Origin of the sequence: [Clostridium] aerotolerans DSM 5434, from assembly GCF_000687555.1 — a bacterium.
GTDB classification, from domain to species: Bacteria; Bacillota; Clostridia; order Lachnospirales; family Lachnospiraceae; genus Lacrimispora; species Lacrimispora aerotolerans.
This window is the reverse complement of the sequence record NZ_JHWJ01000021.1, coordinates 16025-32114: the sequence shown is the minus strand read 5'-3', so window position 1 is coordinate 32114 and position 16090 is coordinate 16025. Positions and strand designations below refer to the sequence as shown.

The 16090-nt window shown below is 44.8% G+C and carries 10 protein-coding genes; 1 reads left to right on the top strand and 9 read right to left on the bottom strand.

Features of this window, described 5'->3' with window-relative positions; genetic code table 11:
• Positions 1–158 precede the first annotated feature (158 nt).
• Positions 159–611, top strand: a complete 453-nt coding sequence (locus T546_RS0120855) for a GNAT family N-acetyltransferase (protein ID WP_026893290.1) — start codon at positions 159–161, stop codon at positions 609–611.
• Positions 612–734: 123 nt separating this feature from the next.
• On the opposite strand, the gene T546_RS0120850 is transcribed toward T546_RS0120855, so the two are convergent.
• From T546_RS0120850 to T546_RS0120810, 9 genes are all read right to left on the bottom strand, one after another.
• The gene (locus T546_RS0120850) at positions 735–4103 is read right to left on the bottom strand and encodes an ATP-binding protein (protein WP_026893289.1); all 3369 of its coding nucleotides are present in this window, start codon (positions 4101–4103) and stop codon (positions 735–737) included.
• Positions 4084–4734, bottom strand: coding sequence for a DUF4194 domain-containing protein (locus tag T546_RS0120845; protein ID WP_026893288.1), 651 nt, complete (start codon positions 4732–4734; stop codon positions 4084–4086). The genes T546_RS0120850 and T546_RS0120845 overlap by 20 nt, the downstream gene beginning before the upstream one ends.
• On the bottom strand, positions 4731–6092 hold the full coding sequence (locus T546_RS0120840) for a Wadjet anti-phage system protein JetA family protein (protein WP_026893287.1): 1362 nt from the start codon (positions 6090–6092) through the stop codon (positions 4731–4733). Before T546_RS0120840 ends, T546_RS0120845 begins: the two co-directional genes overlap by 4 nt.
• 222 nt (positions 6093–6314) lie before the next feature.
• Positions 6315–8465 carry a methyl-accepting chemotaxis protein gene (locus T546_RS24130; RefSeq protein ID WP_051630009.1) on the bottom strand — a complete coding sequence of 717 codons (2151 nt, stop codon included), beginning with the start codon at positions 8463–8465 and terminating at the stop codon, positions 6315–6317.
• Positions 8466–8742: 277 nt separating this feature from the next.
• Positions 8743–10719 carry an ATP-dependent zinc metalloprotease FtsH gene (ftsH, locus tag T546_RS0120830; RefSeq protein WP_026893286.1) on the bottom strand — a complete coding sequence of 659 codons (1977 nt, stop codon included), beginning with the start codon at positions 10717–10719 and terminating at the stop codon, positions 8743–8745.
• A gap of 140 nt (positions 10720–10859) precedes the next feature.
• Complete coding sequence (locus T546_RS0120825; protein WP_024838494.1) at positions 10860–11840, bottom strand: ABC transporter permease; 981 nt, start codon at positions 11838–11840, stop codon at positions 10860–10862.
• A 16-nt stretch (positions 11841–11856) separates the two neighbouring features.
• The gene (locus tag T546_RS0120820; protein ID WP_081752422.1) at positions 11857–12957 is read right to left on the bottom strand and encodes an ABC transporter permease; all 1101 of its coding nucleotides are present in this window, start codon (positions 12955–12957) and stop codon (positions 11857–11859) included.
• The gene (locus tag T546_RS0120815) at positions 12954–14483 is read right to left on the bottom strand and encodes an ABC transporter ATP-binding protein (RefSeq protein WP_026893285.1); all 1530 of its coding nucleotides are present in this window, start codon (positions 14481–14483) and stop codon (positions 12954–12956) included. Before T546_RS0120815 ends, T546_RS0120820 begins: the two co-directional genes overlap by 4 nt.
• A 116-nt stretch (positions 14484–14599) precedes the next feature.
• Entirely contained in the window at positions 14600–15859 is a 1260-nt protein-coding gene (locus T546_RS0120810) for a BMP family ABC transporter substrate-binding protein (RefSeq protein ID WP_026893284.1), read from the bottom strand.
• Positions 15860–16090: the final 231 nt, after the last annotated feature.

Here is a 16090-nt window from a genome sequence, read left to right as displayed (position 1 = left end):
TTTCTATTATATATGATTTTATTTATCCTCGAAAAACATTTAGAGGTACACAGTAATACATTACATGTGCATATGCGTATGTATCAACACAAGAGTGGGTACGTGTTGAAAGCTTGCAGAATCTTACAAAAAAGGGATAAATACAAGGAGGTAAAAACTTGAGGTTTGAATATACAAATTCAGTCAGTCAGGATTTCATTTTACTATGCCAGGAGCTGGATGAATCTTTAAATGAACAGGTTGGTGGGGAAAAGAACCGCTCCCAATATGCCCAGTACAATTACTTAGATGATATTAAGGATGTGATCGTGGCCTATGACAATAACTCTCCCGTCGCATGTGCCAGCTTCAAGCGGTATGATGAAGAATGTGCTGAGGTAAAGCGGGTTTATGTGCGTGATGAATATCGGGGTAAGGGAATATCCAAAAAGCTTATGGAACTGATTGAGGTCTATGCCAAAGAAAAAGGGTTTCTAGCTCTGATCCTGGAGACCGGCAGACCTATGACCAGGGCAATCCATTTATACCAGGGCATAGGGTTTGAGACCATTCCTAATTATGGGCAATATAAAGATATGGCTGATTCCATCTGCATGAAAAAGGTATTATAATTTACCTGCTTAATTCATAGGAACAGGGCCTAAGCAAGCGCATTGATCTATTGATCTGCACAGCTTTAGCCCTGTTCGACTTTTTACTCTGTAATTTCTTCCTTATAAGGATAGATGTTCTTTTTAGCTCTCCACGTCCTCATCAAGCTCCTGCATCAGTTCCGGGAAGCTTTCCCGTTCAAATTCCTGAATAGAGATAGACTTCTTGTTTGGATTGGCAAAGACAAAGGTTTTGTCCACATTTTCCACGTAATTCTGGATTTTGTCGTTGGTGGCACTGATGATTGCCTGAAAACCAAGACCACGGATCAGCTCGATACAGCTTGCTACCTTTTCTGCGTCCATCTTGGAGAATGCCTCATCAAGAACCACCAGGCGAATGGTAGGATTTCTTTGTACCTTAGGGGACTGGCTGATGCGGTAGGCCTGTGCAAAGCTTGCCAGAAGTGCCACGTAAAGGGGGTTCTGCCCCTCGCCGCCGGAGTTTTTCTTAAGCATTTTACTTAAGCGGATTTTAATGACTTCATCTTCATTTTGCACCAGCTGCTGCATGTCAAAGGATAAATAGGTGCGGTAATCTGCATACCGGTCCATATTTCTCTTGGCTTCCTCCATCTGCTCCGGGGTGGCATTGTCTGGTGGGATGAAGATGTTGATTAAGTCATTGATGATTTCGCCGTACTGATTTTCGTGCTCCATGGTGAACAGGTTCATCTGGTCATCTACAGAATCTGTAAGCTGAGAGGGATTTACCTCCAGGGAGTCATCCATGAACATGTCGTAATAACGGCCGTCAGGTCCTTTGTTTTTACCTATGACGAACTGATATTTATCCTTTCCGAAATCAAGACGGCTGATGATCCGGTTCAGTTCTTCCTTTCGCTGAATGGCATCCCGAATGGCGCTTCGTATCTTGAACATGAAATCGTCTTTAAAATGAAGAACAGCTGATTTTGCCTGCTCTGCTGCCATTTTCCGATACTCTTCCAGGTTTCCGCATTCCATCAGCTCCAGGAGCCTGTCGTATTCTTCATTGTCCTTTGAGGTAAGGGAGCAGTTTCTGTTGGGATATTTCCTTCCATACTCTCCTCTGGCAGAGACCAGAATAGAAAAGGCATCATCTCTTGCTTCCTCCGCCTTTTTTGACAGAGCATAGAATCGGTCCTTCAACCGGTCGTACCTTGGGATTTCTTCCGTATCAAAGTACGCTCTGCTTTCCTCTTCCAGCTCTTCCTCTGGCTCCAGGCTGCTTGTCCTCTCCACCAGCTGTGACTGAAGCTCCAGAATCTCTTTTTGATACCCTTCGATCTTACCGCTGCATTCAAAGATCAGCTTGTCTAAGGCTCTTTGCTCTGCCCTTTTTCCGTCACACAGTGTTAAAATGGCTTCCCGTTCCTTTTCCCACTCGCTGACATTTTGGGCCTTTATTTTCTCAAGCTTCTGTTCCAGCTTCTTTTTTTCTTTTTCCTTTTCCTTTAAGGAGTTCATATCCTGCTGCCATTCCAGATAAACGCTTGTTTCTTCTGATAAGGCTTCCATGGAAAGGATTCTCTGACATTCTTTTAAGACTTCTTCCTGAGGCTTTTTCTCTTCCTCCATGGAAATGAGGCTCTTTTCCAGCAAACGGATTCTTCTGCGGACACTGTCCTTGCCGATATAGGCAAATTTCGTGTAATTGTCCGGATTCATATGCTGGAGCCGGAAGGTGTGATACAGCATGCAGTCAGGAGTCACCCCTACCTTGCAGCGGCGAAGCTCCTCCACAGTCAGGCATTTTACAACGCGGCCCAGGAGAAGATCGATGTAAGGCTGTAAGTAGGACTCACGCACCACTACCTCCTGGGACAACGCTCCTTCCATTACCTCGCTGGTATGCTTTGACGCTTCCTCCGTATCCAGAACTGCCACGTTATAGTATTCGTTCTTGTCAAGCTCTCCATAGATTCCAAGCGCCGCCTTGGCATAAGCTGGAGCTACCACCAGAGACAGCTTGTGATTGCCCATGTAGCCCTCAACGGCATTTCTCCAGGTCTCGTCCTTGATATCCAGAAGGTCTGCCAGAACCCACACTTCAACGGCCTTTCCCGTCTCTTCTAAAAGACGCTTCTGGACATAGGCTCTGGCCCGTTCTAAATATTTGGGGTAGGCTTTATTGCCTGCCTTAAGCTGGGTCAGTTCTTCGCTTGTCTGGCGCTCTTTTTTTCGGATATCACGTAAGGTACCTTCTGCTTCTTTTTTGGTCTCTTCCGTTTCTTTTTGCATCTCGGCAATGGAACGTTTTAACCGGATGAGAGTTTCCTCATCTGCTTCCTTTTTGCCAAATGCTTCGATATCCCAAATGGTCTGGTTTGCGGTGGTATCTTCCTCCACCCATTCCTTCAGCTTATCCGAGGTCTGGGACCATTTGACAGCACTTTTGTTTAAATGACCGATCAGTTCCTCAGTCGCATTCCACTGATTTTTTAAGTCCTCATATCCGGTGGAAGAGATTCTTCGAAGAAGCTCTTCTCCCTGCAGCGTCAAATCCTTCACCTGACCTTCCAGACTGGTCTTTTGCTCTTCCTGACGAAGAAGGTCTTCCTTTGCAAGTCCTGTTTTATCCGCCAAAGCCTGGATTTTTGTCTGGTAGTCCTTGATTTCCGCTTTTCGGAAAAAGTACATATTTTTATGGATCTGTTCATTGAACTCCTGGACCCGGTTGTATTGATCCGATAGTTCCTTTAAAATGCCGATCTCAACCGACGTATCCTCGATTTTCTTCCGCATACGGCCATACTGCATGACGCTTTCCTGCATATCCTCAATATGGATATCCTGGTCCATGCAGATGTATTCCTTTACGAAATCCTCCAGCTTGATATTCATTCGAAATGGAATGGCCCGCTTAAAGAGCAGAGGGAATTTCTCTGAATCAAGGCCGCCTAAGTATACGTCATAGAGCTGTCTCCGAAACCGCTCGTTATGGGACGTTGCAAAATACTCCTCCTTCGTATAATTAGAACGAAGGGTTGCAGTAATTTCCTCTATGGTCATGGCCCGGTCAGCCGTCCGGTATCCATTGTCCCATAATGGCCCCTTGTGCCAGAAGAATTTTCTGGAGATTTCATTGGTGGAGGTCTCCACATCAAAAACAACACCAACGCATTGGAAGGCCTCGGTGTCGGTTCGCTCCAGCTCCAGCACTATGGTAGTTGAGAAATTCTGGTTTCTTAAGTAGGCAAATTCGTTGTTCTCCCCAATGTTTACCATGCCCCGCAGATATTCAATAAGATTTCGGTCGGAATCATCGGCAGCTGCCTTATTAAAGAAGCCCCGGCCATCGGTATTGGCATAAAGAAGAATCTGCATGGCATCGATGACCGTGGATTTTCCGCTGCCGGAATGACCAGTAAAGAAGTTGATTTCTTTATGAAAGGATAAGGTTTTCCGGTTGATATAGTGCCAGTTGTTTAACAGGATCCTGGAAAGAGCCTCAAATTTCTGATTCGTCATCGCTGTCCTCTCCTTCTTCAAATGATTCTAACAGGCCCCTCACGTCGTCACCAAAAAGCACCACATTGATACAGGGGTAAATGATCAGTCGGCTGTCCCCTTCTAAATCTTCCAGAAGGTCTAAGGGCTCCAATACCTGATATTTCTTTAACAATGCTATGGTCCTTCTGATTTCAGTAGGCGCCGGCTGCTTTTTAAAGAGCCGGTAGCTTCCAAGCTTTTCGTGGATATCGCTTAATGTGGTGTAAACATTGACGCTGGTGGATACCTCTGCCATCTGTTCGTCGTAAATAAGCTTTAGTACAAGAAGATAAAGGGTGGCAAGCTTTGGAAGTTTGTCTCCCATGGTTGTCTCTCCCTGAATATAGATGATCCCAAGCTGACTGTTTTCCAGAACGGACACACCGATTACGGCTAGATAGGAACGGATAAATTCCAGGTGCTTGTTGCAGATTCGAAATTCCTGATTATAGGCAAAGCGCTCGGTCCGCTTATCGTACTTGTGCTCCAGCACAAAGGTCTGACGCAGGAGTATTTTTAAGCCGTCGGTGACCTCTCTTTTTTCCTCCTGGCTTAAAGCGTCATAATATGGGATCTGGCCGATGGCGCCAGCAGTCTCTTCGTATGTCATGATTCATTCCTCCTTACAAACACCAGCTTGGGATAGCGGTATCTGCCATTGTCAATCAATTCCGGTTCCGGATCTTCCACTCCGTAAATGCTTTTTCGTCTGGTCGAATAATCATAAGCCAGAATAAGCATTTCAAAATCCTCTGCCGTTTTCACCGTATGCTCTGTCACTTCCATACGCCCGTTATCCATATGAGAAGCTAAGTAGCTTTCAATCTCTTTCCGGCTGTAACGGTTCTTTAGCCGGTTTAAGTTTAAAATCTCCTGAGTTGTCAGCTCCACGGATTCCTCATCCGCTGCCAGGGTCTCTTTAAAGATGGACCTTGGCTTTCTTTTCTTATATAGAGCATGCTCCGATAAAATGGATACCTGGGATAAGTTCAGCCGATTGCCAGTCTCCTGAATCGCAGCTTCCTGATCCTCTGCCTCGGATAAGTGGTTCAACAGACGGATGACAAGCCCCTTCATGTTGTCTTCCTGGTTCAACAGATAATTAAGCCTTGTTACTGTCGCACGGATATACCTGGAATGTTCCTTATCCATGTTGGCGATCCGGTGCTCAATATCATCAAATCCCCGCTCAATCTGATCCAGTTTTTCGGAAACATCTGCTGCCGTTACTTTATTCCGGCTGCGGGTGCTCATCTCTTCCATCCACTGGACATCCTCCCGCATGGCGCTGATCCAGCGCTTGATATCATTTTTATAGAGGTAGAAATTATCAGAGGTTTTTAAAATGTGGTATTTCTTTTTTACGATCTCTTCCACATAACCTTCCAGATGATCCTTTAAAAGCTCTCCGTATGCCCGTTTTTCAAGGAGGCTTGCAAAGAACTTGTCCATGTTGTGAAGCATGTCCTGAAGTGTCTTGTTAAGCCGTTTCGTATTGACATAGGCCGTATTTAAGAGGCTGATGCTGGCTCTTGGATCATTTTTCAGGGAAAAAAGGATGGCGTAAATGTTCTGGATATAAATCTGGGTCTCATCTTCTTCGTCTGTGGTAAGCTTAAAAAATGCCTCAATCATAACAGCTGCGTAATCAGGGATTACGATATGGACTGTCATGGAGGCATAATCATCTACTTTTCGAAGCCAGCCGGCTCTTAACAGCCAGTTAAGAACTCTGGCGGCAGGGGGCTCCAGCTCATCGGCTTCCTCTTCCAGCTCATCCTGCCAGATGACGAACCGTTTCTGGAGAAAATAATCGTCAAGCACCTGGAGACAGACCTCTCTGCTTAAAAAGTAGTTGCTATATTCATATTCTTCATTGATTCTCAGCAAAGCTTCTATGTAGGTAGACCGGTTGATGGAACGGAACAATCCCCAAAAGCGGTCTGGTATTTCATTCATCAGTATCATATTTCTTTCGCTTCCTCTCCCGTCCTTCTGCTAAGATTCTTTAGTTTCAGCGGCATTTTTGCAGAAACGGACAAAAAGAAACGGCTATCATAGGTTCATGACAGCCGTTATGTTTTTATTAAGGCTTCTCCTTACATTATAGCAAAAATCTCCATTTCTTACAATAACATTATACTTGCTGATGGTATCTGCCTGTGTAAGGAATTTAAGCCTTAGTGATGATTAATATTTTGAAGAATGGTAGCTCTGTACATCTTCTGGAATCTCAATCTCCTGGGAAACATGGGAAACAGCATTGTATGCAGAATATCCGTTGTCAAACGCTTCCTGCTCTTTAACTGGGGCAGCTCCCATATCCTGTAGACGGAATTTTTCCACTTCCTGTTTTAATAACTGTGCCTGGGCATCTAATTCTTCACTGGATGCAGAGCTTTCTTCCGCAGTAGCCGCATTGGTCTGTACCACTACAGATACCTGGGTCAGGCCCTGGTTAATCTCATCAATGGCTTCCACCTGCTCATAAGAGGCTTCTGCAATCTCCTGGATCGTCTTTTCTACCAGTGCAGAATGCTCTGCCACTTCCTTTAAGATACGGGTGGTCTCACGGGCTATTTTTCCTCCCTCTGAGACGGTTTCAACAGAGTGTCCTATAAGCTCTGCTGTCTGCTTGGCGGCCTCCGCGGATTTGCCAGCCAGATTCCGTACTTCATCGGCAACGACTGCAAAGCCTTTTCCTGCTTCGCCGGCTCTTGCAGATTCCACTGCTGCATTCAGAGCCAGAATATTGGTCTGGAATGCAATGTCCTCAATCACCTTGGTTATGCTGGATATCTTATCAGAAGCCTGTCCGATTTCCTTCATGGACTGGTCCAGTCTCTCCATATAGGCATTGCCTTCATTCATTCCGTCACCGGCCTGTTTTACATAATCGGTTGCCTTTTGAACATTGGCTGCATTCTCCTGAGCCCGGTTTGCAACTTGAGTGATAGAAGAACTTAATTCTTCCACCGTAGCTGCCTGTTCCGTAGCTCCCGCCGCCAAAGCCGTGGAAGCATCTGAAATCTGTTTGGATCCGTCTGCTACACGTTCTGAGGATTCCTTGATCTTACCAAATACAGAATTCAGGTTTGAAGTAATTCTATTTAAAGAATCTCTGATCTTTACAAAATCACCTTTATAATCCTGGGAGGTTGTAACGGTACAATCCCCTTTTTCCAGGCTGCTTAAGATCATGGATATCTCATTGATATATTGATTTAAGGTATTCACGGTTTCCGTAAAGGAATGAGACAGGATTTCAAGCTCATCACCTGAGTTCACCTGTGGTACTTCGGTATGTAAATCTCCCTCTGACAGGGCCTCAATGCGTTTTACCAGATTGATGATGGGAGTTACAATAGGAGTGGCGATTCGGAACGCAAAGAGCAACGATACACCAATCAGCAGTACAGTCATTAGGGCTGTCATTCCTACTGACTGATAAAATGCCATCATCATCTCTGACTTATCGGATACGATTCCAATGGACCAGCCATCGGTATTCTTAATTGGTGTATATCCCATAATCAGGACCTTACCCTTTAAGGCTGATTCCCGGATTCCTGTATTTCCATTTGCCATATCCTGAATGTTTTTAGAAAGTACGGCAAACGCTTTGTCTGTTTTGCCCATTTCAATATAATTGGTCTCTTTGGCTACGGTCTCTCTGTTCTTATGAGCAACCACCTTACCTGTTTTATCTACGATAAAACCATAGCCTGATTTTCCTATGGAAACGCCGTCAATCATATTGCTAAAGGTATCTGCATCCAGGGCTCCTGAGATTACTCCGTTGAATTGTCCGTTATTCACCTTAGTGGCAATGACCAGAACGGTCTTTCCAAGTGCATCGCTATGGAAGGTGGAAGAAAGATAGGTCTCTCCCTTCATTGCCTGGATAAAGTATTCCTTATTGCTCACATCGGTTCCATTGCTGGCCTTTCCGTTGACATCTGATGTAATCAGATCGATAAAGCCATATTGCTTTGCCAGCTTGTCTAAGGCTTCTTTTCTCTGGTCCGGGCTTTTGTTCTGGTCGGTAATGGTTGTGTATTGGGCAGCGGCTTCAATCTTTGTCTTATATACATCGATGGCATTCTCTACAGCCTGACCATACGCCTGAGCTGATTCCATCAGCCTCTTATCAGTATTATCTTTCGTATCACTGTAAAACATGAAACCGTTAACTAATCCAAAAAGAATAGAGATTGAAACGGAGAGACTGATGATACCAATTAACAATGTCTTTTTGATGGATCGTCTCTTCCCAAGTGATCCCTGGCCTTCCTCTTTCTTTTTGATGGCCTTCTGTAAAAATTGACTCTTCCTTTCCATGGTCATATCCCCCACTTATCCTTTGTATTTTAATCATAAATTCTTTGAAAAATTGTAATTGAATTATATAACAAATAGTAGATATTTGTCAAATATTGTAAATTTATAGCAGTGGGACCGTATTAGAGTTCATCAAGGAAGCAAAGAAATGCTATAGTCTCTGACAATCTGCAGAGCGTCATGCGCATCCCGACCGGCAGAGCTTTTTATGTAATAGAGCGTAATTTCTTAATATAAAAAAACCGCTGCAGCCATAGCTAACAGCGGTTTGATTCATCTAATTTTTAATATCTCCAAAGTGAGAATCTGGTTCTTTCTCGGCTTCCTTTTCCTCTACCCAGTCTGTAAGACCGTCAGAAGGTTCTGCTTTATCTTCCCCTTCAGAATCCTTCTTTTTCTCCTCCGGCTCAGGAATTCCTTTTGCCTCTCGGAAAATCTTCATGAATTCCTTACCAGTGATGGTTTCTCTTTCAATCAGGAACTCTGCAATCTTATCCATGACATCACGATTCTCCAACAGCAGGGATTTGGCCTCTTCATAGGCCTCCTTCAGCATTCTCATGACTTCGTCATCTATCTGGGAAGAAGTTGCTTCTGCGCAGTTCATCACAGTACGACCGCTTAAGTACTGGTCTTCCTTGGTAGCAAGACCAATAAGGCCGAATTTATCTGACATACCATACTGAGTCACCATAGCCCTGGCAATCTTAGTTGCCTGTTCAATGTCATTGGCAGCTCCTGTGGTAATGGAATCAAATACGATTTCCTCAGCCGCACGGCCGGCCAGATAGCCTACCAGCATGGCATGAAGCTCTTTCTTGGAATTTAAGAATTTCTCTTCTTCCGGTACCTGCATGACGTATCCCAAAGCACCCATGGTTCTTGGAACAATGGTGATCTTCTGTACTGGCTCTGCATCTTTTTGAAGAGCACTGACCAGCGCATGACCCACCTCGTGATAGGAAACGATACGGCGTTCTTCCTTATTAAGAACACGGTCTTTCTTTTCTTTACCAACAAGTACGACCTCAACTGCCTCAAATAAATCCTTCTGAGCCACGGCATGACGTCCGTTCTTAACTGCTAAAATGGCGGATTCATTAATCATGTTGGCAAGATCAGAACCAACGGCTCCAGAGGTTGCAAGAGCGATGGCATCAAGATCAACGGTCTCATCAAGAAGTACGTCTCTTGCATGAACCTTTAAAATATCCACACGGCCTTTTAAATCCGGCTTATCTACGATAATACGACGGTCAAAACGGCCTGGTCTTAATAAAGCCGGATCCAGAATCTCCGGACGGTTAGTCGCCGCAAGGACTAAGAGGCCCTTGGAAGAGTCAAATCCATCCATCTCAGAAAGAAGCTGGTTAAGTGTCTGTTCTCTCTCATCGTTGCCGCCTCCAAATCTGGAATCACGGCTTTTTCCGATGGCATCCACTTCATCGATAAAGATAATACAGGGAGCAGATTCCTGAGCCTGTTTGAATAAATCACGGACACGGGAAGCACCCACACCTACGAACATCTCAACAAAATCGGAACCTGACAGGGAATAAAAGGGCACGTGAGCCTCTCCAGCTACTGCCTTTGCAAGGAGTGTCTTACCTGTTCCTGGAGGGCCTACAAGAAGAGCACCTTTTGGAAGCTTGGCTCCAATCTTTGTATATTTCCCCGGATTATGAAGGAAATCTACAATCTCAGTTAAGGATTCCTTTGCCTCGTCTTCTCCCGCCACATCCTTAAAGGTAATGCCGGTTTCCTTTTGCACATAGACCTTGGCGTTGCTCTTTCCAACTCCCATCAGTCCGCCGCCGCCAACCCGGCGCATCATGAAGTTCAATAAGAATCCCATGGCTGCAAATAAAAGCAGATAGCTGACTATGGTCTGAATGAAGAAATTGCTGTCTTTTCGAGTCCTTACGATATCTACACCTGCATCATAAAGCCGGTCTACCAGCTTTAAATCAGAGTCCATACGCACCGTGTAATAGCTGACTCCAGGCTTGTATCCTTCCCAGGTGCTCTTAGGTGTGATGGTAATCTTTGTATCGTCTACATGAACAGACTCTACTTGTTTCGCATCAACCATATTCATAAAGGTGTCGTAACTCAGCTCTTTATTGGTCCTCGTTGTAATCGCGTTGTGCAGATAAGAAATTCCTGCTACGGCAATCAGAAACGCAGCGACCCATATAACGATGGCCTGGGTATTTTTCGGCATCTTGTTTTGATTCTGATTCTTGTTATCCATCTGTGTAAAGTCTCCAATCCGGATAGTTTCTACCCATTATATATCTCTATCATTATAGTGTCAGTCTCCCCATAAATCAAGAAAAGAATTATAAAATCCTTATAAACACCCGGACTGGTTTTATTTTTCAAAAATGTAATTTATCGTTCTTCACGGAAATACGCCTGACCAAGACTTTCCGGCGGCTGGTGTTCCCTTTTTTTCCTTAAACTCGAAATAATGAGTACGATGATGGTTACAACATAAGGCAGTGCCTTGAATATTTCCTGTGACCCACGGCTTAAGCCTGGGATATATAAATATAGGATGTAAAGCCCTCCAAACAGTAAAGAACCCCAGATGGCTCCCACCGGCTTCCAAAGGGCAAAAATGACTAGAGCAATGGCAAGCCAGCCTCTGTCGCCAAAACCGTTATTGGTCCAGGTTCCTCCGGAATACTCCATTACAAAGTAGAGACCGCCAAGACCGCTTAAACCGCCGCCAATGCAGGTTGCCAGATACTTGTAGGCAGTAACAGGAATTCCTGCTGCATCCGCAGTCGCCGGGCTCTCTCCTACTGCTCTTAAGTTCAGGCCCTTTCTTGTTTTATTTAAGAAAAGAGCAAGTGCGATTGCAAGTGCAACACCAAGATAAGTAAGAAAACCATAAGAAAACAGAGCCTGTCCCAAGACTCCAAGCTTTGACAGTCCTGGAATGGGAGTTTTAAATGCCTGTCCGGTTACTGCAACAGAGATCTGTCCAACACCGCCGGCAAGCTTTGAAAGAGATCCGCCAAAAAAGTTACCAAAGCCCACACCAAAGGTAGTCAGGGCAAGTCCGGTCACGTTTTGATTTGCTTTTAAGGTTATGGTCAGTATGCTGTAGATCAGTCCGCCAAATGCAGCACACAAAAAGGCACATAAAAAGGAAATCAGCACGCCAACCAGTCCATTGGGGGCCGCTGTGGAATTTTCATATAAAAAGGCGCCAATGAGTCCTGCAATGCCTCCCATATACATCATGCCCGGAATCCCCAGATTTAAGTTACCTGATTTTTCTGTCAGGATTTCTCCAAGTGCGCCGTAGAGAATTCCGATTCCCTGGCCGATCACTTTTTGAATAAAGATTACCAAAAGTCCCATGATCTATTACTCCTTCCTATTCTGCCGATGAACGTTTGCCGCCCCGGAACCTTACTTCATAGTCAATAAAGAATTCACAGCCCAGAATAAAGAAAAGAATGATGCCGGTAATAACATCGGAAGCATTTTCATTTAAATTGAACTGAGAGGCGATCTGTCCGGCTCCCTTTTGCATGAAAACAAGGAAGAAAGAAACGATGATCATGGCAAAGGTGTTGAATTTACTAAGCCAGGAAACGATGATGGCAGTAAATCCTCTGCCTCCTGCCGTACTGGTGGAAATCGTATGGCTGGCACCGCTTACGATGATGAATCCGGCAATTCCGCATAAGGCACCGGAAAGAGCTACGGTTCTCATAATTACTTTTTTCACATTAATTCCGGCATAGCGGGCGGTATTGCCGCTCTCTCCCACGACGGAGATTTCATAGCCCTGCTTGCTGTGCTTTAAGTAAAAATACATGGCAATGGTAAGTCCTAATACAATGATAAGATTCCAGCCATACTCAAGGCCAAAGAGCTTTGGAAGCCAGCCGCCCTTTGTTGCAGAGTTAATGGTACCAACGGAGTTAGATCCTTTTGGATTTTCCCAGAAAATGATGCCAAAGGTAACCACCTGCATGGCAACATAGTTCATCATCAAGGTAAATAATGTTTCATTGGTATCCCAGTATGCCTTAAAGAAAGCTGGAATGCAGGCCCAGATCATGGCTGCAATGGCGCTTCCAAGGAACATGAGGGGAAATAATATAAAAGGAGAAAGAGTATTTCCAAAATAAATCATCATAGCGGCAGAGGTTACGCCTCCAATTAAGACCTGACCTTCTGCACCAATATTCCAGAATCTCATTTTAAATGCTGGTGTGATACCAACTGCGATACAAAGAAGCACCAGGGTATCTCTTATGGTCATCCAGATTCTTCTCTTGGTACCTACGGCACCTTCAAAAATTCCTTTATAAACTTCAATAGGATTCAGTCCAGTCAGTGCCACGATGACTCCTGCACAGACTACCAAAGACAGAAAAACCGCAATGAGGCGAATCATCCATGCCTTCCATGGTTCAATGGATTCCCGCTTTGCCGTTTGAAACAGCGGCTCTTTTCCCTTCATCATTCCTGATTTCCTCCTGTTTTCATCATCAGCTTTCCGATTTCTTCTTTTGTGGCAGTTCTGCCGTCAACGATACCGCTTATGGTTCCGCCACACATAACTAGGATGCTGTCACATAATTCCATGAGCACATCCAGGTCCTCACCAACGCAGATGACAGCGGTCCCTTTCTTTTTCTGCTCATTGAGCAGGTTGTAGATGGTGTGGGAGGAATGAATATCAAGTCCGCGAACCGGATAAGCCACTAAAAGTACAGATGGTGCAGATGCGATCTCACGTCCAACTAAAACCTTCTGAACATTACCGCCTGACAGCTTTCGTACTGGTATTGAGGTTCCCGGTGTGGCGATTCCAAGCTCATGAATCAGCTTTTCTGCCAGTGCCTTAGGGGATCTTCGGTCTGCAAAAAAGGAACGGCCTTTTTTATAGCTTCGAAGCATGATGTTATCTGTTAAATCCATGGTACCAACAAGTCCCATACCAAGACGGTCTTCCGGAACAAAGGAAAGCCGGACTCCAGCCTTTGCAATATCGGCTGCGCTCATAACGGTCAGTTCCTTTTCTCCGCCTTCCGGAGGGTAATAAAGGGCAGAACCTCTGGTGGTTGGAATCAGTCCTGCAATAGCCTCTAAAAGCTCTCTCTGTCCGCTTCCTGCAACGCCTGCTATTCCAAGAATCTCTCCACTGTTAGCGACAAAGGTGGCGTTTTCAAGCGTAGTGATTCCTTCCTTGCTTACACAGGTAAGCCCATGTATTTCCAGTCTCTTTTCCGGGGAAACGGGATCCGGACGTTCTATGTTCAAGCTGACTTTCTTTCCTACCATCATTTCGGTCAGGGATTCTTCTGTCGCCTCTTTTGTCTCGATGGTGCCGATATACTGGCCCTTTCTAAGAACCGATACCCGGTCAGACAAGGTAAGTACTTCATTGAGCTTATGGGTGATGATGATAATGGAATGACCTGCTTTTCTCATGTTGCGGAGTACTGCAAAGAGACGGTCCGCTTCCTGAGGGGTAAGTACTGCCGTAGGCTCATCTAATATAAGGATGTCCACGCCTCGGTATAACAGCTTAACGATCTCTACGGTCTGCTTCTGGGACACTGACATGGTGTAAATCTTCTGGTCAGGGTCTAAATCAAATCCGTATTTGGCGGTCAGGCTGTTGATCTTATCGCTGACTGCTTTCCGGTCAAGAAGCTCCTGGCCCGGAAGGCCTAAAATGATGTTTTCCGCTGCGGTAAACACCTCGACCAGCTTAAAGTGCTGGTGAATCATACCAATTCCTAAATCAAAGGAATCCTTGGGAGACCGTATGGATACCTCTTTTCCATTCACCGCAATCTGCCCTTCATCAGGGTAATAGATTCCGGAAATCATATTCATAAGTGTTGTTTTGCCGCTTCCGTTTTCCCCCAGAATCGAAAGTATTTCTCCTCTCTTTACAGACAGGCAGACTTTGTCGTTGGCAGTTACCTTGCCAAACCGTTTGGTGATATTTTTCAGTTCAATGGCATAATTATCGTTCACCGGGACATCCTCCGTTTCGTTTTTTCCTGCTTTTCCCATTCCATTCTTTAATAGCAAAAAGCGGGGCCAAAATATCTGGCGCCGCTTTTAAGCCTGACTCATTTCCGTCTGAGCATTTATTTATCAATGGTAGTAATGCCATCAATTAAGATATCAAATGCCGGTGCAGAACCGAATTCAGACTCATGGAAATATCCATTGGATACGTATTCCACGTCACTTCCATCCTTTTTATAGGTTTCAAGCTTTTTGCCGCCTACTGTAAAAGTAGAAGTATCAAATACGTGAAGGGTTCCTGCCTTAATGGCATCTTCTGCTTCTTTTACCTTCTCTTCTGTTCCAGGAGCCACTGCATCCTTATTCAGTTCGGTAATGGAAACAGCTCCGTCCTTGTAGCCCTGGCACCAGTCTGTGTCAATGGCCTTGCCGTCAATCACACTCTGTACTGCATAGGTCACATATGGAGCCCAGTTGATGGAGGCTGAAGTAAGTGCAGTCTTAGGAGCCGTTGCAAGCATGGAGATGTTATAGCCTACGTCCGGAACGCCGGCTGCCTCACAAGCAACAGGAGCGCCAGTGGTATCTGCATGCTGGCTGATTAATACACAGCCATTGGAAATCAAAGCATCTGCTGCTTCTTTTTCCAGATCAAAGCTTCCCCAGCTGTTGGTATACTTCACTTCCATAGTAGCCTGCGGACATACAGAACGCACGCCGAGGAAGAAGGAAGTATATCCGCTGATTACCTCTGCGTATGGATATGCGCCTACATAACCGATCTTTACTGCGTCTTCTTTTACTTTTCCATCCTGAATCATCTGGTTTAACTTAAGTCCAGCCACGATACCGGATACATAACGGGATTCATATACGTTAGTAAAATAATTATGCATATTGCTTAAGCCGCTTGTTTTTGCCTGATATCCGGTTGCATGACAGAACTGAACATCTGGATATTCTTTTGCAGCTTCTATAATATAGGATTCGTAACCAAAGCTGTTGGCAAAAATAATGTTGCAGCCCTGATCAGCAAGATCCATAGCTGCATCTTTTGCACTCTCGTCTTCTGGAACGTTCCACTTTACAATGATCTGGTCATCGGATAAGCCAAGGGCTTTCTTCATATCCAGGGCACCATTGTAATGAGCGGCTGTGTAGCTCTCGTTCTCATCGCCGATGTAAATAAATCCTACCTTTAAATCCTCTTTGGCGACTCCGCCTTTTGGGTCAGCAGCTTCTGTTTTGCCAGCCTCTGTTGCCTGACCTTCTGCTTTTGTTGTAGCTGTAGCGGATGGGGAACCGGAGTTACCGCAGGCGGTTAATGACAGAGCCATAAGTCCTGCCAGAGCCAGACCAACCAACTTCTTTGATTTCATAACTAATCCTCCTCAAACGTGTGCGCTTTGGTGTTGTTAACCTCAATAAATTGCAAAATTTACATTACCCAGTATAACATCGTTTTAAGGCTTGTCAATAAGAAAAATGTCATTTTTTACACTATTTCTTTTCACCATAAGCGGGCTTAATTATCATTAATAAGCGGTTATTATAGTATGGTGTTTTTTAGCCTTTTCCATCCTATTTTCCCCCATTTTTCTTTTTCTATA